This window comes from Stenotrophomonas sp. 1337, from assembly GCF_031455455.1.
Classification (GTDB): domain Bacteria; phylum Pseudomonadota; class Gammaproteobacteria; order Xanthomonadales; family Xanthomonadaceae; genus Stenotrophomonas; species Stenotrophomonas indicatrix.
Genome location: NZ_JAVDSR010000001.1, coordinates 654,908 through 673,298, shown reverse-complemented (window position 1 = coordinate 673,298; position 18,391 = coordinate 654,908). Strand labels below are relative to the sequence as shown.

At 66.8% G+C, this 18,391-nt stretch carries 18 protein-coding genes; 6 read left to right on the top strand and 12 right to left on the bottom strand.

Annotation, left to right across the window (positions count from 1 at the left end; all coding sequences use genetic code 11):
* Positions 1-77: 77 nt before the first annotated feature.
* A complete protein-coding gene (locus J2X70_RS03040) occupies positions 78-1,022 on the bottom strand; it encodes a chemotaxis protein (RefSeq protein WP_025879111.1) in 945 nt (314 codons plus the stop codon).
* A 132-nt stretch (positions 1,023-1,154) separates the two neighbouring features.
* On the opposite strand from J2X70_RS03040, the gene flgA reads away from it, so the two are divergent.
* The 4 genes from flgA to J2X70_RS03020 all read left to right on the top strand — a co-directional run bounded on the left by flgA (position 1,155) and on the right by J2X70_RS03020 (position 3,837).
* Positions 1,155-1,811, top strand: coding sequence for a flagellar basal body P-ring formation chaperone FlgA (flgA, locus tag J2X70_RS03035; RefSeq protein ID WP_025879112.1), 657 nt, complete (start codon positions 1,155-1,157; stop codon positions 1,809-1,811).
* Between the two features lie 75 nt (positions 1,812-1,886).
* Entirely contained in the window at positions 1,887-2,192 is a 306-nt protein-coding gene (gene flgM / locus J2X70_RS03030) for a flagellar biosynthesis anti-sigma factor FlgM (RefSeq protein ID WP_025879113.1), read from the top strand.
* On the top strand, positions 2,189-2,527 hold the full coding sequence (locus J2X70_RS03025; RefSeq protein WP_025879114.1) for a flagella protein: 339 nt from the start codon (positions 2,189-2,191) through the stop codon (positions 2,525-2,527). Before flgM ends, J2X70_RS03025 begins: the two co-directional genes overlap by 4 nt.
* 92 nt (positions 2,528-2,619) lie before the next feature.
* Positions 2,620-3,837, top strand: a complete 1,218-nt coding sequence (locus J2X70_RS03020; protein ID WP_025879115.1) for an ATP-binding protein — start codon at positions 2,620-2,622, stop codon at positions 3,835-3,837.
* 72 nt (positions 3,838-3,909) lie between these two features.
* On the opposite strand, the gene J2X70_RS03015 is transcribed toward J2X70_RS03020, so the two are convergent.
* Positions 3,910-5,685, bottom strand: a complete 1,776-nt coding sequence (locus tag J2X70_RS03015) for an EAL domain-containing protein (protein WP_088099874.1) — start codon at positions 5,683-5,685, stop codon at positions 3,910-3,912.
* Between the two features lie 4 nt (positions 5,686-5,689).
* A complete protein-coding gene (locus J2X70_RS03010; protein WP_059064148.1) occupies positions 5,690-7,792 on the bottom strand; it encodes a PAS domain-containing sensor histidine kinase in 2,103 nt (700 codons plus the stop codon).
* 143 nt (positions 7,793-7,935) lie between these two features.
* Here J2X70_RS03010 and J2X70_RS03005 point away from each other — a divergent pair, with 143 nt between their 5' ends.
* The gene (locus J2X70_RS03005) at positions 7,936-10,695 is read left to right on the top strand and encodes an EAL domain-containing protein (RefSeq protein ID WP_025879118.1); all 2,760 of its coding nucleotides are present in this window, start codon (positions 7,936-7,938) and stop codon (positions 10,693-10,695) included.
* 172 nt (positions 10,696-10,867) lie between these two features.
* Here the strand turns inward: J2X70_RS03005 and J2X70_RS03000 are convergent, their stop codons facing one another.
* The 8 genes from J2X70_RS03000 to J2X70_RS02965 form a co-directional block, all read right to left on the bottom strand.
* Positions 10,868-11,917 carry a GAD-like domain-containing protein gene (locus J2X70_RS03000; RefSeq protein ID WP_309908887.1) on the bottom strand — a complete coding sequence of 350 codons (1,050 nt, stop codon included), beginning with the start codon at positions 11,915-11,917 and terminating at the stop codon, positions 10,868-10,870.
* Between the two features lie 188 nt (positions 11,918-12,105).
* Positions 12,106-12,633 (bottom strand): hypothetical protein, encoded by a 528-nt coding sequence (locus J2X70_RS02995; protein WP_025879120.1) that lies wholly within the window; start codon positions 12,631-12,633, stop codon positions 12,106-12,108.
* 67 nt (positions 12,634-12,700) lie between these two features.
* Positions 12,701-12,916, bottom strand: coding sequence for a hypothetical protein (locus J2X70_RS02990; RefSeq protein ID WP_025879121.1), 216 nt, complete (start codon positions 12,914-12,916; stop codon positions 12,701-12,703).
* Between the two features lie 98 nt (positions 12,917-13,014).
* A complete protein-coding gene (locus J2X70_RS02985; protein WP_025879122.1) occupies positions 13,015-14,205 on the bottom strand; it encodes a methyl-accepting chemotaxis protein in 1,191 nt (396 codons plus the stop codon).
* 174 nt (positions 14,206-14,379) lie between these two features.
* Entirely contained in the window at positions 14,380-14,994 is a 615-nt protein-coding gene (gene hflD, locus J2X70_RS02980; RefSeq protein ID WP_025879123.1) for a high frequency lysogenization protein HflD, read from the bottom strand.
* Entirely contained in the window at positions 14,991-16,133 is a 1,143-nt protein-coding gene (gene mnmA / locus J2X70_RS02975) for a tRNA 2-thiouridine(34) synthase MnmA (protein WP_025879124.1), read from the bottom strand. Before mnmA ends, hflD begins: the two co-directional genes overlap by 4 nt.
* Complete coding sequence (locus J2X70_RS02970; RefSeq protein WP_025879125.1) at positions 16,130-16,591, bottom strand: NUDIX hydrolase; 462 nt, start codon at positions 16,589-16,591, stop codon at positions 16,130-16,132. Before J2X70_RS02970 ends, mnmA begins: the two co-directional genes overlap by 4 nt.
* Before the next feature lies 1 nt (position 16,592).
* A complete protein-coding gene (locus J2X70_RS02965; protein WP_025879126.1) occupies positions 16,593-17,081 on the bottom strand; it encodes a hypothetical protein in 489 nt (162 codons plus the stop codon).
* A gap of 113 nt (positions 17,082-17,194) precedes the next feature.
* Between J2X70_RS02965 and clpS the strand changes: the two genes are divergently transcribed.
* A complete protein-coding gene (gene clpS / locus J2X70_RS02960; RefSeq protein WP_025879127.1) occupies positions 17,195-17,521 on the top strand; it encodes an ATP-dependent Clp protease adapter ClpS in 327 nt (108 codons plus the stop codon).
* Between the two features lie 46 nt (positions 17,522-17,567).
* Here clpS and J2X70_RS02955 read toward each other — a convergent pair whose 3' ends face one another.
* Positions 17,568-18,380 (bottom strand): APH(6) family putative aminoglycoside O-phosphotransferase, encoded by an 813-nt coding sequence (locus J2X70_RS02955; protein WP_279207483.1) that lies wholly within the window; start codon positions 18,378-18,380, stop codon positions 17,568-17,570.
* Positions 18,381-18,391: the final 11 nt, after the last annotated feature.

Genomic DNA, 18,391 nt, shown 5'->3' with positions numbered 1-18,391 from the left:
TGGCCCGGCGCTACCGTGGGTCGGAGCAGGTGTCTGGTAGCGCCGGGCCATGCCCGGCGCAGACGCGTGCGGCGGCCTTACGCCGCCATCGCCACCTTGCGCAGGCGGTCCAGCACGAAGTCGGCCAGCTCGTGCGGCGAATACTTGGCGACGAAGGCGTTGGCACCCACGCGCTCGACCATCGCATTGTTGAATACGCCCGACAGCGAGGTATGCAGCAGCACGTACAGCCCGGACAGGCCGGCATGGCGCCGGATTTCCGTCGTCAGCGTGTAGCCGTCCATCGCCGGCATCTCGATGTCCGAGATCACCATGGCGTAGCGTTCGGCCGGGTTTTCACCCGAGGCATGGATCTGCAGCAGGTGGTCCAGCGCCTGTTTGCCGTCCGAGAGCAGGGTCGCGCCCACCCCCAGCTGGTCCAGCACGCTGCGGATCTGCTGGCGCGCCACCCGCGAATCATCCACCACCAGCACCTGCAGCTGCGGGGCGTCGGCGGGCATCGCCATGGCCGGGTCGAGCACGGCCTCACCGCGCACCTGGGCGATGTCGGCCAGCACGCTTTCCACGTCGATCACCTGGATCAGCTCGCCCTGGAAGCGGGTCACTGCGGTCAGGTAGCTCGATTCAGCGCCCAGTTCCGGCGGCGGGTGGATGTCTTCCACCGCGATGTTGACGATGCGCTCCACGCCGCTGACCAGGAAGCCCTGGATCGAGCGGTTGAACTCGGTCACCACCAGGTAACCGGGTGCGGTGTCCGCATCGGGCTCGCGTTCGGGGTGGCCGATGGCCAGGCCCAGGTCCAGCACCGGCACCGAACGGCCGCGCACGTCGGCCACGCCGGCGAACTGGCCGGGCAGGCCGGGTACCTGGAACAGTTCCGGGCGGCGCAGCACTTCCTGCACCTTGAAGACATTGACGCCAAAAAGCTGACGTCCGCCGAGGCGGAACAGCAGCAGCGCCAGGCGATTGTGGCCGGCCAGTCGGGTTCGCTGGTCGATCCGGTTGAGCAGGTCATGGGACATGGCTGCTGTATCGGCGCGGGCAGGGGGGAACTTGAGGGCGAGTGCAGCGCCGGGCCCAGTGAGATTTCCGTGGCCCGTCTGTGGCACGCAGCTTGCACGCGTCTGGGCCAGGTCTTACCGACAGGAGGCGCCATGCGCCGCATTGCTTCTTTCCTTGCCATTGCCATGGCCGTGGCCGCGCCGTGGGCAACCGCAGCCGACTGGCAGCCGGTGGCCAGCATCCGTGCTGCCGCGTTGTCGACCCTGGCCGCCGGCACTGAAGGTGAGGCCGTGGTTGCCGATGCGCTGCGCCTTCCAAAATGCGGCGGCGCGTTGCAGGTGCAGCCCACGGCAAACACCACCGTGGAAGTGAGTTGTCCCGACGCCGGTGGCTGGCGCCTGTTCGTGCCGGTGAAGGTGCGCCGCAACCAGACCGTGCTGGTGCTGACCCGAGGCATCGGCACTGGAGAATCCATCGCCGCTGCCGATATCAGTACTGCCCAGCGTGACGCGGCACGGATTGCCGGTGCAGTGCTGGCCGATCCTGCCGCAGCGATCGGCCGCATCGCCCGTCGGCCGTTGCCGGCGGGAACGCTGTTGTCGAGCAACGACCTGGTTGCACAGCGTCTCATCAAGCGAGGAGACAGTGTGGCACTGGTATCGCGGCGTGGTTCGGTCGAGGTCCGCATCGCCGGCCGCGCACTGGGCGATGCCGGGCAGAATGAGCGCGTCTCTGTGGAAAACCTGTCCTCGCGCCGTATCGTGCAGGGCACGGTGGACGCGACCGGTGACGTAATCGTGGCGCGTTGAAATAATGCAGAATTCCCCTAAAGATCACGGCCCTGCGGCCGTTATCCCTTGTGTACGGCAACTCCAGGACACCCCATGAGCCAGAAAATCGACGGCAACCTGCAGGTCCCCCAGGCACTGCGCAGCGTGACCACCCCGGCCGCCAAGCCCGGCGTCAGCACCGATTCGGCGGCACGTCCAGTCGAGGCGGCCGACAGCCTGCGCCTGACCGGCGAAGCCACCAACCTGCAGGCCATCGAGCGTGAGCTGAGCACCGCTCCGGCGATCGACGCCCAGCGTGTTGCAGCGGTGCGCGAATCGCTGCAGAACGGCACTTACAAGATCAATCCGGACGCGATCGCTTCGCGCATGCTTGAACTGGACCAGCAGCTGCAAGGATGACCGCGGCGATGAGCGAGCCGCTGCAGCGCCTTGCCCAGGCCCTGGACGTTGAACGCCAGGCCCTGGTCGAGCACGACGTGCACGCCCTGATCCGTGCCACCGGCGCGAAGCTGGAAGCGCTGCGTGCGCTGGAAGGCGCGCCACCGGTGGGCGAGGGCGAGCAGCTGCAGGAACTGGCCGAGCGCAACCGCGCCAACGGGGTGCTGCTGTCGCGGCGCCGGCGCGAGGTCAACTGGGCACTGCGCCAGATGGGCCGCACCGAAGAGTCCTCGGCATACGATGCCAAGGGCCAGTCGCATACCGTCACCGCGCGGCGGCCACTCGCCGTCGCCTGACAGGACCGGCGGTCGGCTGACCGCCCGATGGCGGCTGTAGGCCGCCGCGTGAACGCGTATATTGGGCGCCTGTTTGATCGCCCCGAGCCGCCGTGTCTGCCGCCAACGTTCTGGTTACCGCCCCCCTTCCGCCGCAACCGGTGCTGCAGGCCCTGCTTGAGCGCCTGCGCGAGGGCCTGCTGCTGTTCACCGAAGATGGGCAGGTCGCCCTGGCCAACCCGGCCGCGCAGAGCCTGCTGGGCAGCGATGAAGGCACCTTGCCGCCGCCACAGCGCCTGCGCCAGCTGCTGCCGCCGGATGCGCTGGAACATGCGCGCCAGCACGGTCACTGGAACGGCAGCCTGCCGTTGGGCGAGGGCGTGGTCATTGCCCATCTGTACTTCCATGGCGAACCCGGTTCGGGGCACTACCTGGCCTTGTTCCGCCATATCGAAGGCCAGGAAGACTACGAACGCGAACTGCAGCAGCGCCATGCCGAACTGCGCCAGGCCTACCTGCGCTTGAACGGCACCCAGGAAAAGCTGCTGCAGTCGGAGAAGATGGCGTCCATCGGCCAGCTTGCCGCCGGCGTGGCGCACGAGATCAACAACCCGATCGGCTACGTGCATTCCAACCTGGGCAGCCTGCAGGAATACCTGCGCAGCCTGTTCACGGTGATCGAAGCCTACGAACGCGCCCTGCGTGCGCCCGACCCGAAGGCGTTGATTCCGGAAATCGACGATATCCGTGACCGCCTGGACATCGATTTCATCAGCCGCGACCTGCCTCAGCTGATGGCCGAGTCACGCGAAGGCATCGAGCGCGTCACCCGCATCGTGCGCGACCTGAAGGACTTCTCCTATTCCGGCCGCGACGAGTCGTGGAAGCTGGTCGACCTGCATTCCGGCCTTGAATCGACCATCAACATCATCTGGAACGAGCTCAAGTACAAGGTGCACCTGGTGCGCGAGTTCGGCCAGCTCCCGCTGGTGGAATGCCTGCCCTCGGAGTTGAACCAGGTCTACATGAACCTGCTGCTCAACGCCGGCCACGCCATCGCCGAGCGCGGCACGATCACCGTGCGTACCGGCGTGGACGGCGACACGGTGTGGGTCGAGTTCGAAGACACCGGCGGTGGCATTTCGCCGGAACTGCGCCAGCGCATCTTCGATCCGTTCTTCACCACCAAACCGGTGGGCAGCGGTACCGGCCTGGGCCTGTCGATCTCCTACAGCATCATCAACAAGCACCACGGCCGCATCGATCTGGACAGCACCCCAGGCGTCGGCTCGCGCTTCCGCCTGGTGCTGCCGATCAAGCAGCCGCGCTGATCGTGGTCGCCGGGCATGGCCCGGCGCTATCCCTGGTCCGCGGTAGCGCCGGGCCATGCCCGGCGGATGCGGTTACCGCAGCGGCGAACGATCCTCACCGCCGTCGGCCGGCTCGACAGCCGCCAGGCCACCGTTGCTTCGCCGCTGTTCCTCGTACGTGCGGAAGGCCTGGTGGATGTGCTTGCGCAGCTCGTCGTCGTTCCACGGCTTGGTCAGGAACCGGTAGATCGCACCGCGGTTGATCGCATCGGTCACCGTGTTGAGGTCGGTGTAGCCGGACAGCACCAGCCGGATCGTGTCCGGGTACAGCATCTTCACCCGGCCCAGGAACTCGGTGCCGCTCATGTCGCTCATGCGCTGGTCGGACAGGATCACCTGCACATCGTTGATGGCCAGCAGATCGAATGCATCGCGCACGTTGCCTGCCGCCAGGATGCGGTACCCATCGCGGCGGAACAGGCGCACCAGCGAGCGCAGCACGTTCTCCTCGTCATCCAGCAGCAGCAGGGTGCGGTCCGGCCGGGTTTCGGCGAACGCTTCGGGGCGCAGGTAGCGGCGGCGCAGGGTCATGCCGGCGGCATCGGCGGACATCGGTTCGCCGAACAGGTAGCCCTGGAACACGTCGCAGTCGTTGCGGCGCAGGAAACCCAGCTGTGCCTGCGATTCCACGCCGTTGGCGATCACCGTCATGCCCAGCTGGTGGCCCATCGCAATGATCGCGCGAGCGATCGCCGCTTCACGGTTGCCGGCCGGGGCGCTCTTGATGAAGCTGCGGTCGATCTTCAGCTTGTCCACCGGGTAGCGCACCAGCGCGCTCAGGCTCGAATCGCCGGTGCCGAAGTTGTCCAGGCTCAGGCTGATGCCTTCGTTGCGCAGGTTGGCCAGGGTTTCGTGGACGAAGTTGACGTTGTTGGTCAGCGCGCTTTCGTTGATTTCCAGCGTCAGCATCTGCGCCGGCACGCCGGACGCCTGGATCACGCCCATCACTTCGGCAAAGAAATTCGGGCGCAGCAGCTGCAGGGTGGACACATTCACCGCGATGGTGAAGTCATCAAAGCCCTGGTCGCGCCACAGCCGGGCCTGCTTCAATGCACCTTCCAGCACCCACGTACCAATCTGCACGATGATGCCCAGGCGCTCGGCGGTGCGCATGAACCGCTCCGGCACCAGCATGCCCAGGGTTGGCGACTGCCAGCGCAGCAGCGCCTCCATGCCTACCACATGGCCATCGCGGGCACTGACCAGGGGCTGGTAACGCAGCTTCAGTTCGCCGTTGGGAATGGCATCGACGATCTGCCGCGCGATGATGCTCTCGCTGTGCGCGCTCGGCGGCGTGTCCACCGCATGGATGCGCACCGCATTGCCGCCTTCGCGGGCGGCCTGGTACAGCGCATCCTCGGCATGGTCGAGCAGGCGTGAGGCACTGCTGGCGTGCTCCGGGCACAGGCTCACGCCCAGCTTGCCGGTCATGAACAGCGTATAGGGCAGTACCGAGAGGGGCAGTTCCATCTGCTGGCGGATCTCTTCGGCAAAATCCTCGGCCAGGGGCAGATCGGCGGTGCGCGGCACGGCAATCAGGAACTCATCGCTGCCATGCCGCCACAGCATGCCGCGTCCGCGCAGGTAGGACTGCAGGCGCTGGGCCACCAGCACCAGGGCTTGGTCACCAACCTCCGCGCTCATGTTCTCGTTGACCGAGGCGAAGTGGTCGATGTCCACATGCATCAGCATCAGCGGGGTACCTCCGGAGGCGGCTTCGGCGACCATCGCCTGCAGCTCGGGGTTGCCGGCGCCGAGGCGATCAGGTGCATCATCGATGCTGACCGGGGGCAGGTTGGGGTTCCACATGGGCTCAGTATTCCGCTGACTCGACGGCCGCCGTAACAGCGGCCTGGTAAGGAAGGTGGACATCGACGAGGGTACCGGCGCCGTGCGCCGACTCGATCCGCACATGGCCGCCCACGCTCTGCGCACGCTCGCGCATCACGATCAGGCCCAGTCCGCGCGGGCCATCCGGATCGAACCCTTCGCCATCGTCACGGATCATCAGGTGCAGCCCGCGCTGCTCGACGTCGCGCAGCTGCAGCACCACCTGGCTGGCGCGCGCGTGGCGCAGTGCATTGGTCAGGCTTTCCTGGGCGATGCGGAAACAGGCCTGCTCGATGCTGTTGTCCGGGCGCGTGGGCAGCGATTCGATCTCGGCCTGCAGCTCGACGGTGGACGAGCGGAACAGCACGCGTGCCTGCCAGCTCAATGCCGCTTCCAGGCCCAGCGCATCCAGCTGCGGCGGCCGCAGCAGGGTGGAGATGTCGCGCAGCTTGGCGACGGTGGTATCAGCCAGGCTGACGATCTGCGCCAGGTCCTCGCCGCGCCGCTGCGCATCGTCCTCGTCCTGCGCCGCATAGGCCGACAGCTTGATCGCGGTGATCGCCTGGCCGATGTCATCGTGCAGGTCGCGCGAGATTGCCCGGCGCTCGTCTTCCTGCAGCGAGAACAGGCGGCCGGCCATCGCCTGCAGCTCGCGGTTGCTGGTCTCCAGCGCGCTTCGGGTCTGTTCGGATTCACTCAGGTCGCGCACGATCAGCAGCTTGCAGTCGCGGCCGCCGTAGCGCACGTCGCCCACCGCAATGCCAGCCTGGAAGCTGCGGCCATCGGCGCGCTGCATGGCCACCACGCTGCTGTGGCCCGGGCTGTGCTGCGGCTGCCCGGCGCGCATCTGCGCGCGCATCCGGGCCAGATCGCCGCCTGCCACCAGGGCCGACAGCGGCTCGCCCAGCAGCGTGTGGCTGCCGTAGCCGAACAGGCCGGCCGCCCACGCATTGGCATACAGCACATGCTCGTCGGACAGGATCACCACGCCATCGGGCAGCACCCGCACCAGCTCGCGGAACTGCTCTTCGCGTTCGCGCAACAGGCGCCGCGACTGCTCACGCTCGGTCACGTCCTGCAACGTGCCCAGTATCCGGTCACGTCCGGCTTCATCCACGCCGCTGGCGGCGCGCAGGTGCACCATCAGCGCACGGCCATCCATTGCCAGTACCGGCAGCAGCACGTCCACCTGCACCTGCTCACCCGAGCACAGCTCGGCCAGCACCTGGTCGGTCTGTGCGGCCGTGGCCGGGTCGGCTGCCACCAGCAGCTCGTCGAAACGGTGCCAGCGTCGCGCCTCGGGCGGGCGACGGCCCAGCAGGCGATAGACCTGGTTGGAGTAACGGCCCTGGCCGGTGGACGGGTCCAGCTCCCACGCGCCGATCCGGGCCAGCTCGTGGGCTTCTTCCACGCGGGCCAATGCCTGGTCGCGCCGCAGTTGGGCCAGGTCTTCAGCGGTGCGGTCGATGGCGATCAGCAGGCGCGCAGTGTGGCCGTCGTAGTCGATCGCGTTCGAACGCAGTTCCATCTGCCGCAGGCTGCCATCACGCAGCTGCAACTGCGCGCGCAGGATGCACAGCTGGTCGGGCGCGCCGCGGATCTCCTCCAGCTTGGTCTGCAACGCCTGGTCCTGGCCGGGTGGCCAGAGCACGTCGATGGTCTGCGCCAGAAGCGCCTCGCGGTCCCAGCCGAAGGTGCTGCAGGCGGCCGGATTGGCATCGAGGATGGCCAGGCTGTCCAGGTCATACACCAGGATCGGGCCCGGGTTGCCCTCGAACATCTGCCGCAGGCGCAGTTCGGAGGCCTGCAGGCGGGCATGGGTGTGCAGCACGTGCTCGGCCAGCGGCCGCAGCAGCAGGTACAGCAGGCCGGCGCTGGCCAAAGCGAAGAACGCGCCCTTCATGCTCTGCCAGAGCGCCGCCTGCTGCGGGTCGGGCACCAGCGCGGTCACCGCGCCGTCGGTGGCGATCATCCAGGCCAGCGCCATCGCCAGGTAGCTCAGCACGATGCGCCGACGGTCGCGCCCCAGCGCCTGCGCCATCCGCGGGTCGGGAACAGGGGCGGTGCCGGTCGGTTCTACGGGCATGGACAGGGCAGGGAGGCGGGCAGGGAGAAGGGGTGCGGGCCATCTTACCGCGCAGCTGTGCCCTGGCCACTCAATTATCCGCCGCAGGCGCCGTTAACCACTGCGTGCCCCGCTGTCGGGCGTTTCATCCGGAGCAAGATCGCGTGGACCAAGGGATCATCGCCAGCCTGCTGCAGCATCCGCTCGCCTCGGCGCTGGTCATCGTCGACCGCAGCGGGCGCCCGCTCGCGGCCAATCCGGCTGCGCGCGAGCATGGCCTGCCGGCCACGGTGGCCGCCTACGCGCCGATGCTGGAAGACCTGCGCCTGCTGGCTGCCGACGGTGGCATCGTCGCGTGCACGCTGCCGGGCGGCCCGCGCGGCCACTACGATGGCCACCTGCGCGCCGTGCATGACGGCAGCGGCAACCTGCTCGCCTTCACCCTCAGCGTGCCCGAGCCGGTACCGGTTGATGGTGGCGGTCGCTGGGAACTTGCACTGGACAGCGCCGGCCACAGCCTGTGGGACTGGGACATCCCCAGCGACCGGGTGGCGCGCACGCCCGCACTGGGTGAGGAAACGGCCACGCAGATACTGGCGCGCGTGCACGCCGACGACATCACCCAGGTGCGCGCCGCGCTGGATGAACACCTGCACGGTGACAGTGAGCAGTACAGCGCCCAGTTCCGCTTCCGCCAGGCCGATGGCCAGTGGCGATGGGTGCTGGACCGCGGCCGGGTGGTGGCCCGTACCGCCGACGGCCAGCCGCTGCGCATGGTCGGCACCCATACCGACATCGAGCAGCAGAAGCAGCTGGAAGCCCTGCTGCAGGAGCAACAACTTCATCTGCGCGAAGCCCAGCGCATCGCCAGCATGGGCAGCTGGTCGTTCGATCCGCACAGCCGGCAATTCTGGTGGTCGCCGGAACTGCGCTCGCTGCTGGCGCTGCGGCAGGACAGCATCCCTGGGCAGCGACGCTGGCTCAAGCAGCTGCACCCGCGCTCACGTGGCGCACTGCGTGCGGCCTGGCGCCGCCTGTGGCGCGATGGCCGGGCTGCCAACCTCGAACTGGAACTGACCCGCGGCAACGAACCCTCGCAGCATCTGCGGTTGTGGATGCAACCGTTGCTGGACATGGACGGGCAGCCCAAGCGCCTGCTGGGGCAGGTGCAGAACATCACCGAACAGCATCAGACCGATGCCCTCATCCGTTGGCGTACCGAACTGCTCAACCGCGTGTCCGCGCTGGGTCGCATCGGTGGTTGCGAGATCGAAGTGGCGACGCGCAACATGCAATGGACCGAGGAGTGTTATCGCATCCACGGCCTGCGCAAGGAACCGATCACCCTCGACCAGGCGCTCGCGTTGTATGCCGAGGATTCGCGTGCGGCGTTTGAAGCCGCGCTGGGGCGCATCGCCGGTGGCGGCCTGCCGGAGCAGCTGGATCTGTGCTTCTACCGCCAGTCCGGGTTGCGCGTATGGGTGCAGGTGCTGATCGAACTGGACCGTCGTGATGGCCTGCCGCCGCGCTTTGTGGTCCTGTTCCGTGACATCACCCGCGAGCGCGAAGCAAACGAGCGGATTGAACTGCTTGCCCACTACGATCTGCTGACCGGACTGCCCAACCGGGTGCTGCTGGGCGAGCAGACCTCCGAAGCCATCGAGGAGGCGCGCGATCGCGGCACCTCGCTGGCGATGCTGTTCATCGACCTGGACGGCTTCAAGAACATCAACGACAGCTTCGGCCACGCCACTGGCGATGCGCTGCTGAAGGCCGCCGCAACCCGGCTGCACCAGAACCTGCGCAACAACGACCTGTTCGGCCGCTTCAGCGGCGACGAGTTCATCGTGGTGCTGCGCGACCTGGCCGAACCGGAAGATGCCGGGCACGTGGCGCGCAAGCTGATCAATTCGCTGGCCGAGCCGCTGCGCCGTGGTGACACCACCTTGAAAGTGGGCGCCAGCGTGGGCATCGCCATGCTCGGCGAGAGCCAGACCGACTTCGATTCGCTGCTGCGCGCGGCCGACGCAGCGATGTACGCGGCCAAGGAAGCTGGTCGCAATACCTATCAGTATTACAGCCAGGACGCGCTGGCGCGGATCCAGCGCCGGCTGGAGATCGAGCACGGCCTGCACGGCGCCATCGAGCGCGACGAGTTCAGCCTGGCCTATCAGCCACTGCTGCACGCCCATCACGGCGAGCCCCCGGCAATCGAGGCGTTGCTGCGCTGGCATCGTCCGGGCATTGGTTACTGCAGCCCGGCAGAATTCATTCCGATCGCCGAAAAGTGCGGCGAAATCGTCCGCATCGGCGACTGGGTATTGTCCGAAGCCTGTCGCCAGGCAGCCGCGTGGGATCGTGCCGGCCTGCATTTCGAGCGCATCGCCGTAAACGTGTCGGCAGTGCAGTTGCGCGATCGTGGCTTTGCCGAGCGCGTGATCGAGATCTGCCACGCGCATGGCTGGCCACCGCAGCGGCTGGAGCTGGAGCTGACCGAATCGGCGTTGATCCGTGACACCGACATCCTGCGCCACTGCTTCGATGTGCTGGAACGGCACGGCGTGCCGCTGGCAGTGGACGACTTCGGTACCGGCTTCTCCAACCTCAATTACCTCAACCGTTTCCCGGTCGGCCGCCTGAAGATCGACCGCAGCTTCGTGCAGGGCATGCTGCACGACTCGGGCACCGCCGAGGTGACCCAGGCCATCGTCCATCTTGGTCACGCACTGGGCATGAAGGTGGTGGCCGAGGGCGTGGAAACACACCAGGAAGAGGACATGCTGCGCCGCCAGGGCTGCGACGAGATCCAGGGCTACCTGTACTCGCGCCCGCTCACACCGCGCGACCTGGCGCAGTGGCTGCGCCAGCAGCACCTCGCCCCAGGCCGCACCGATGCCGCCAGCGAAGTGATGCTGGCGCGCTGACATACTCATCCACGCATGGCGTGGATCTACTTCCGAGCTAGCCTTGGTGGGTGCCGACCTTGGTCGGCACTGATGCCGCATGGCGTGGATCTACCTGAGCCTGGAATGGTAGGTGCCGACCGTTGGTCGGCATGGATGCCTGAGATCGCGATCAGCTGTGCACAGCGCGGATTTACCTGTATTCAGCATCGGGCCGGGAGGACCGCCTCGCTGCTGCCTGCTCGGCAAGTGATTTCAGTTCAGCGAGACGATCCCGCTTGACCAGGTGCGCTGCCTCCCAGCCGCCTTCGACAACCGCGGGCGAGAAACTGTAAATCTCGTTCGGAGCCAGAGGCCCCAGGGAATCGAGTGCATGTGCATGCAAGGGCCGCTCCTCTTCGTCGGTGACGTCAAGATAAGGCCCATCCAAGACGTCCAGCAGGAACGCCAGTTTCCAGTAGCGTTCCGCCGCATCGGCGGGGCCCGGTACATCCGAGTCCGCCGAAACCTGTGCGCCGTGCGGGTCGATGCTGATCTGCACGGCGGTATTCTCCCCACACAACAGAATCTGGCCGAAAGCAGTCACTGCGTAGGCGTGAAATGTATCGGGGTGCTGCAGCGGATTGCCCTGCAGGTAAGTTTCGACAACCCCCGCATACAGGTGGGGATCGACCATGACGAGCCTGTCGTCGCGATAGCGTGCGAACCCGTCGCGTCGCCACAGCGCCAGCAGCAGGTCAGGCAAGACGCCTTCCCATGCCGCAAGTGTTGCCTCGGGAACCGCCTCGCCTTTGGAGCTCACAGTGAAGCTCTGCATGAACGCGTCGGATTCAATGCCCGCTGGTTGCGCTCCCATGCCTGGGGCGGCCAGCGCATTTCCGTCGAAGCCGATTGACAGATAGCCCAGGAACGTCAGCATCGCCTCGGCGTGTGCAAGCTGCGGGGTCGATTCGTGGGATGGAATGGCGGTTGCTTTGCTTCCTGAGACAAGCAACAAGGCGCCCGCTGGAAGGCCGTGCCACGACTCCTCCAGCACCAGATGGCGCTGCAGTGCCTCATCGGCATCATCGTCAAGGATGATGACTGGCGGACCGTCGTGCAGGCACCCCGCGGCCACCTCGACCGCTGCGTCGATCACGCCTGCGTCAGGATCGTACGGATCGATCGGAGCGGAGTAGGGCTGTTGGAACTCTCCAAATGTCTGCAGGGCCTGCTGAAGCGCCTCGAGTGAATCGGGATCCATGGTCAATGGGTGAGGGGGTGCCGGAAGCTGCAAGGCAACTGAAAGGCAGAGGGCTGTGCTGGACATCGGGCGGCAGTCTGATCAGAGCCGGAATCGGCCTGTCACGATGAACGGCGGATTGGCCGAGGTCCATGCAAACAATCCGAAACTGTATGGCTCTGGTGGATCCATCCACGCATGGCGTGGATCTACTGCGGCGCGGCAACCAAGCGCTTGGGAAATTCGGAGCGAAGTCGTGCGCGTACCGCTTCGACCACCTCTACATAGCGTCGGCGCTGGATGAAATAGCCTATGTAGAACAGCACCAGGGCCACCAGCATCGGCCACGCAGCGGGTCGGACGAGGATGACCGGCACCAGCATCAGTGTCAGGCCCAGCGCGAACCAGCTGCACAGCCCGATCACCCGCACCTCCCTGCGCCGTGCATCGATCATCACCCGCCCGCGCATCAGCGGAAAGTAGCGACGGCCAACGCTCGGCACGAAGCTCTCGCGAAAGGCGATGCTGCCGTCCGGCAGCGCGCGGAACACCAGGCAAAGCCAGGTATCGGGCGGCAGGTCATGCTCCAGACCGGCCAGTGAAAGCTGCGCCAGCTCTGCCGGCGTAGCGGCGATGCGCTGGTTGAACAGCGCGATGCCGGTGCGGAAGAAGAACGGCGCCCAGAGGGCCAGCAGCAGGAGTTCGATCAGCAGCAATGCGATCAGGGCGATGGCCATCGGTCTTCCATGAACGGGACCGGCGCATCATGCCACGTGGGCAGTTGCATCCACGCATGGCGTGGATCTACTTCAAGGCACTGCCATCCAGCCCCAGGTCCCACGCCAAGCCCAGCACGTCATCGCCGGCTGCCGGTGGGGCAGGGCGGGCGTCGGCCAGCTTCTGCAGCTCCTGGATTTCTTCGCGGGCCACCTCTTCCAGCTGGCGCAGCTGCTCACGTACACCCGCATTGCGCGGGCGCTCGTTCTCGTTGATCGGGGGCAGGGCGCGGATCAGGGTCATGGTGCGCTTGCAGGATGCATCCAAAGGCGGGTCACACGCAAAGGCCCCGGCAGAACCGGGGCCTCGCACGCTGCCGGACGGGGCAGCGGACATCAGGATCAGAACAGCTCGACCGTACCGGCGCCCATGCTCTGCTGGGCAACCGGCTTGTGCGGCGGGCGCTCCCATTCGCTGCGCAGTTCGCGCAGGCGGTTGCCGGTGCGCTGCAGGGCAGAGGCGATTTCTTCGTCGAACACGCCGCCATTGCGATGCAGCAGTTCCTGCAGGGCCACCGCTTCGCGATTGATCGCGGTCAGGCGGTCCAGGTGGGTATGCACGCCGCCCAGGGCCTGGGTGGCGATGTCCTCGAACTGCAGGGCACGCACGGCTTCGGCCACGCTGCCGTCGATCGAGCGCGCGCAGTCGGACACTTCGCGCATGCCGTCACCCAGCGAAGCGTTGATCTGCGCCACGTTGTCCAGCATCGCCGCCGCTTCCTGGCGCGCTTCACGGGAGCGGTCCATATCGCGCGAGGCCATGTGCGAAACCGTCTCGCGGACCTTGGCGATGGCATCCTTGGAGCTGTGCGCCAGCTTGCGGATCTGCTCGTTGAAGGTGGTCGAACGCTCGGACAGGTTGCGGACCTCGTCGGCAACCACGGCGAAACCACGACCGGCTTCACCGGCACGCGCAGCTTCGATGGCAGCGTTCAGGGCCAGCAGGTTGGTCTGGTCGGCAATCGACTTGACGTCTTCCAGCAGCGCGAAGATGCCATCCAGGTGCTGCGCCATCTGGTCGATGTGCTGCACGGTGGTGCTGCTCTGGCCGCTGACCTGCTCCAGCGCTTCCACCAGCTGTTCCATGCGGTGGCTGGCGTGCTGGGCGAAACGGGCAACGTCGAGGCCGGCGCCGCCTTCGTCACCAGCGCGGTCGACGATGCGTGACAGGGCCTGGCTCTGCTGGCGCGACTTGCGGTTCATGGCATCGAAGCTGCCGCCGAGGCTGGAGACGGCCTGGCGGATCAGGTCGCGGGCGCGTTCCACTTCGCCACGCGAACCGTCGATCTCGTTGCCGACGAAGTTGCGCAGTTCGGTCAGCAGCTGGTCCTGCTCACGCAGGACACGGGCATGTTCCGGGGAACGGTGCGCCTGGGCGCGGGCGGTCCACCACGCAAAGCCGAGCCAGCTCAGCGTCATCGTGGTCAGGATCGCCCAACGCAGGGCAACCGGCCATTCGAAACCGATGGCGAAGGGGAGCAGCAGGGTCAGAGCCAGGGGGGCGGCCAGACGGATGAAAATGCGTGAGTACATGGACGTTCTCGGGAGGTGCACGGAGGATGTATCGGCCGTACCCCCTTTCTCTTTAACGTCGATGTGCTCACTGAATGCGCCGGATTTCTGGCGCCGTCCGCCGGGCATGGCCCGGCGCTACCCTCGGGGCGCTCGGTCGCCAGCGCCGGGCCATGCCCGGCGGGCTTCCCACCCTCAGGCCAGCTGCCGGTCCACGGCCTCGACCATCGCCTTGCGGCTGAGCAGGAAGTCCCAGTAACTGCCACCCAGCTGCCGCCACAGTACGGCGGCGCGCACGGCGGCCAGCAGCAGCGCACGGATCTCGGCCACCACGCCGGCCTGGCCCAGGTAATGCGGGTTGCCCTGCACCATGACCCGCGGCTTGAGGTGGCTGATGGTGTCTGCATACAGGCCGCCCAGCGCGGCCAGAACATCCGGGTGGCCGCTGTCACCCAGCTCGGTGGCCTGGCGCTGGGCGCGCTCGATACCCGAGGCGACCTTGTTCACGGTGGCGCCGTCCTGCACGAACCGGCGCTCCAGCTGCAGTACCGACAGGGCCAGCTTGGGCAGGATCGGGTCCTGGCCCTGGCTGCGGAAATAATTGTGCAGCAGGCGCAGGCCGGATTTCAGGGCGTGCCGATCGCCAAAAACCGCCTGCGGCGAGGACGCATCGATGCGGAACACGCTGTCCACGGCAGTGCGCACGGCAGCGGCGTCGGAGTGGCCGGTATCGGCGATACGGCGTACCTGCTGCAGGGCCTGGGCAATGCCGGCCAAAGCCAGAACGCGGTCGTCGACAGTGAAACTCATGCAGCGATTACCTCAAAAGGAGAAGGGGTGGTGCGCAGGCGCTGTTCCAGCGGCGCGTCGGTGGCGGCGATCACCGCGCCACCCAGGCAGACCTCACCGTCATACAGCACCAGGGATTGCCCGGGGGTGACTGCACGCTGCGGCCGGGCGAAGGTGACCTGTACGCTGCCATCGTCCAGCACATCCACCGTGCACGGCTCATCGGGCTGGCGGTAGCGGGTCTGCGCGGTGCATTCAAAACGCCGTGCCGGTGGTGCGCCGGCAATCCAGTGCGCGGTCTCCGAGCGCAGCCTGTTGGACAGCATCCACGGGCTGTCACGGTCCTGGTCCACATACAGCACGTTGCTGGCCACGTCCTTGCCGACCACATACCAGGGCGCGGCAGGGCGGCCGCGCACACCGCCGATGTTCAGGCCTTCGCGCTGGCCCAGGGTGAAATAGAAGACGCCAGGATGTTCGGCGATCACGCTGCCATCGCTGGGATCGAGGATCTGCCCGGCCTTGGCCGGCAGGTAGCGCCCAAGGAACTCACGGAAATCGCGCTCGCCGATGAAGCAGATGCCGGTGGAGTCCTTCTTGGCATGGGTCGGCAGGCTGACGTCGCGGGCAATCCGGCGCAGGTCGCTCTTTTCCAGGTCACCAATCGGGAACAGGGTGGCCGCCAGCTGCTCCTGCCCCAGCTGGTGCAGGAAGTAACTCTGGTCCTTGGAACGGTCGGCGCCGCGCAGCAGCAGCCACTGATGGCCGCGCTGGGCAATGCGTGCGTAATGGCCGGTGGCGATCCGCTCGGCACCCAGTTCGCGGGCCGCATCAAGGAAGTGCTTGAACTTCACTTCGCGGTTACACAGCACGTCCGGGTTGGGCGTGCGGCCGGCGGCGTATTCGGCCAGGAAGTGCTCGAACACGCCCTGCCAGTATTCGTTGGAGAAATCGCGGAAATGGAACGGAATGCCCAGCAGTCCGCAGACCGCTACCGCGTCGCGGCGGTCGTCCTCGGCGCGGCAGTCACCGCTGCCGTCGTCGGCCCAGTTCTGCATGAACAGACCGGCCACGGCCTCGCCCTGCTGCACCAGGCGCCAGGCAGCCACCGAAGAATCCACGCCGCCAGACACGCCAACCATCACCCGAGGGCTGCTCATGCGACCTCCCGGACCAGTGCAAGCGGGTAGCGCTGGCCGGCCAGGTAGTCGGCCAGCACCTGCCAGACCAGTGGGCTGCGCTGGCGTCCGGCGGCGGCCTGCAGTTCGGCCGGGGTCATCCACAGCGCCCGATCGATGCCGGCATCCAGCGGCCGCGCGGGGTCGTGCGAGACCGGGCGCGCGGCATAACAGAAGCGCAGGAACGGGGTGCCGTCACCGGCGGTCCACTGGTAGCAGCCGATGAAGGCGGTCAGTTCCACCGTCCAGCCGGTTTCCTCGACGGTCTCGCGCAGGGCGGCCTCGGCCAGGCTTTCACCCGGCTCCAGATGCCCGGCCGGCTGGTTCAGCACCTGCCGGCCCTCGATGGTTTCTTCCACCAGCAGCACCCTGCCGCCGTCGACCACCACGGTGGCGACGGTTGCATGCGGTGCCCAGCGCGGGTCCGGCGAGGTGTTCAACTCAGAGATCGTCCTTCTTGGTCAGCTCCAGCTCCATCGCGTCGGCGGTGCGGATGGCCGCATCGATGGCGTCGCTGAGCTGGTCGGAGGTGGCGTCGGCATCGATCTTCACCACGAACATCGCGGTCGACTCCTGCTTCACCCAGCCGCCCATCTTGGCGTCCTGCGAATCTTCCAGCAGGCGGTTGGCCACGGCCACCGGGAACTGCTTGGTCTGCGAGGTGTAGCCCGGCGACCAGATCTCGCGGATGTTGTGGGTACCGAAGTCTTCCACCGACGAGCGCACATAGACGATCTGGGTGCGATCGCCTTCGACATCGAACACCATCTGGTAATCGCCGTCTTCATCGACCTCGTAGGTGTAACCCAGCTTTTCCAGGTGACGGGCAACGGCCTTGTCGGCCTTCGTGCTGTCAGTGGTGGTCGCAGCGCCAGCGGTGCCCGCGGCAGCCAGGGCGATCAGCAGGGCGGAGAGAAGGGTCCTTTTCATGAAGATCCTGTGAAACCAAGTGTGTGGGAAGGTGCAATTGTGACGGCGGGCGCCCGTGCCGTCCATTCCACGCGGGGCCTGCGCAAGGCCGTCGCACCCCTTATAATCGGCAGATGCCTCGCGAGTCCGCCCCCGATTCCCACCACGAGCACGGCGTTGCCGTGGAGCCCGCGCGCCCGGAAGTGGCGCCGCCGCCCTTCTATCAGGTCATGCTGCTCAATGACGACTACTCCCCGATGGATTTCGTCGTGGATGTCCTGCAGCAGTTCTTCAACATGGACCTGGACAAGGCCACCCAGGTGATGCTGCACGTCCACACCCGTGGCCGTGGCGTCTGCGGTGTGTTCACCCGCGAAGTGGCCGAAACCAAGGTGGCCCAGGTCAACGAGTACGCGCGGATGAACCAGCACCCGCTGCTGTGCACGATGGAGAAGGCCTGATCCTGGCACGGCGTGCCCACCAGGGTGGGCACCTGCCAGGTTCGAGTCACGCCTCCGCCAGCGCCTGCAGGGCCATCACGGCCACCGCCTCATCGATGTCGGCCGGGTCGCCATCATCCCTGAACCACACCGCTGACAGGCCGGCACTGGTCGCGATCCAGCGCAGCAGCCGCGTGCGCTCGAGATCGGCCAGCCGGCAGACTTGTTCCACCCGGGCATGGAAGCGCTCGGGCCGTGTTGCCACATGGATGCCCGGCCCGCACAGGTCCGGGTTGCTGAACATCGTGGTGTAGTCGAACGCACGGTCACCCAGCAACCGCTTCGGGTCGATCGCCAGCCAGCCCCGCGCGCCGAAATCCAGCACGTTGTCGTGGTGCAGGTCGCCGTGCAGGGGCCGGATCTCCTGCTCGTCCTCCAGCAGTGCCATCGCCAGCGATCTGCACTGTTCCAGCAATGGCGGCAGCGGTGCCCTTGGTTGCAACAGATCGGCGAACCATCTACGCAGGCAGACCAGATCTTCTGGTGGCGCGCTCCGTGGCCGGTGCAGCTGCTGCAGGACCTGGCACAGGATCATGGTGCAGGCGTCGTCCTCGCCCTTGATCGAGCGTTGCCGCAGCGAATCGCCGTGCGCCCGTTCGATCAGGATCGCCGGCCCCTCGTGGGCCAGCAGGCGTGCGGCACCGTCGCCGTTCCACCAGCGCAGCAGGCGATGGCCGTTCTGTTCCTCTGTCTCCGTGCTCACCTTCAACATGGCCGCCTCGCCAGAGGCGGTCAGCACCGGCCAGAGCCGGGCATGGGGGGTACGGATCGAAGGACCATCACGTCGCAATCGCCAGCGGCTCAGGTAGGGTTCGCTCATGTGGGTGGGCT

Coding starts and splice junctions, on each gene's coding strand:
- J2X70_RS03040 (WP_025879111.1), bottom strand. CDS start 1,022: ATGTCCCATGACCTGCTCAACCGGATCGACCAGCGAACCCGACTGGCC.
- flgA (WP_025879112.1), top strand. CDS start 1,155: ATGCGCCGCATTGCTTCTTTCCTTGCCATTGCCATGGCCGTGGCCGCG.
- flgM (WP_025879113.1), top strand. CDS start 1,887: ATGAGCCAGAAAATCGACGGCAACCTGCAGGTCCCCCAGGCACTGCGC.
- J2X70_RS03025 (WP_025879114.1), top strand. CDS start 2,189: ATGACCGCGGCGATGAGCGAGCCGCTGCAGCGCCTTGCCCAGGCCCTG.
- J2X70_RS03015 (WP_088099874.1), bottom strand. CDS start 5,685: ATGTGGAACCCCAACCTGCCCCCGGTCAGCATCGATGATGCACCTGAT.
- J2X70_RS03010 (WP_059064148.1), bottom strand. CDS start 7,792: ATGCCCGTAGAACCGACCGGCACCGCCCCTGTTCCCGACCCGCGGATG.
- J2X70_RS03000 (WP_309908887.1), bottom strand. CDS start 11,917: ATGGATCCCGATTCACTCGAGGCGCTTCAGCAGGCCCTGCAGACATTT.
- J2X70_RS02995 (WP_025879120.1), bottom strand. CDS start 12,633: ATGGCCATCGCCCTGATCGCATTGCTGCTGATCGAACTCCTGCTGCTG.
- J2X70_RS02990 (WP_025879121.1), bottom strand. CDS start 12,916: ATGACCCTGATCCGCGCCCTGCCCCCGATCAACGAGAACGAGCGCCCG.
- J2X70_RS02985 (WP_025879122.1), bottom strand. CDS start 14,205: ATGTACTCACGCATTTTCATCCGTCTGGCCGCCCCCCTGGCTCTGACC.
- hflD (WP_025879123.1), bottom strand. CDS start 14,994: ATGAGTTTCACTGTCGACGACCGCGTTCTGGCTTTGGCCGGCATTGCC.
- mnmA (WP_025879124.1), bottom strand. CDS start 16,133: ATGAGCAGCCCTCGGGTGATGGTTGGCGTGTCTGGCGGCGTGGATTCT.
- J2X70_RS02965 (WP_025879126.1), bottom strand. CDS start 17,081: ATGAAAAGGACCCTTCTCTCCGCCCTGCTGATCGCCCTGGCTGCCGCG.
- clpS (WP_025879127.1), top strand. CDS start 17,195: ATGCCTCGCGAGTCCGCCCCCGATTCCCACCACGAGCACGGCGTTGCC.
- J2X70_RS02955 (WP_279207483.1), bottom strand. CDS start 18,380: ATGAGCGAACCCTACCTGAGCCGCTGGCGATTGCGACGTGATGGTCCT.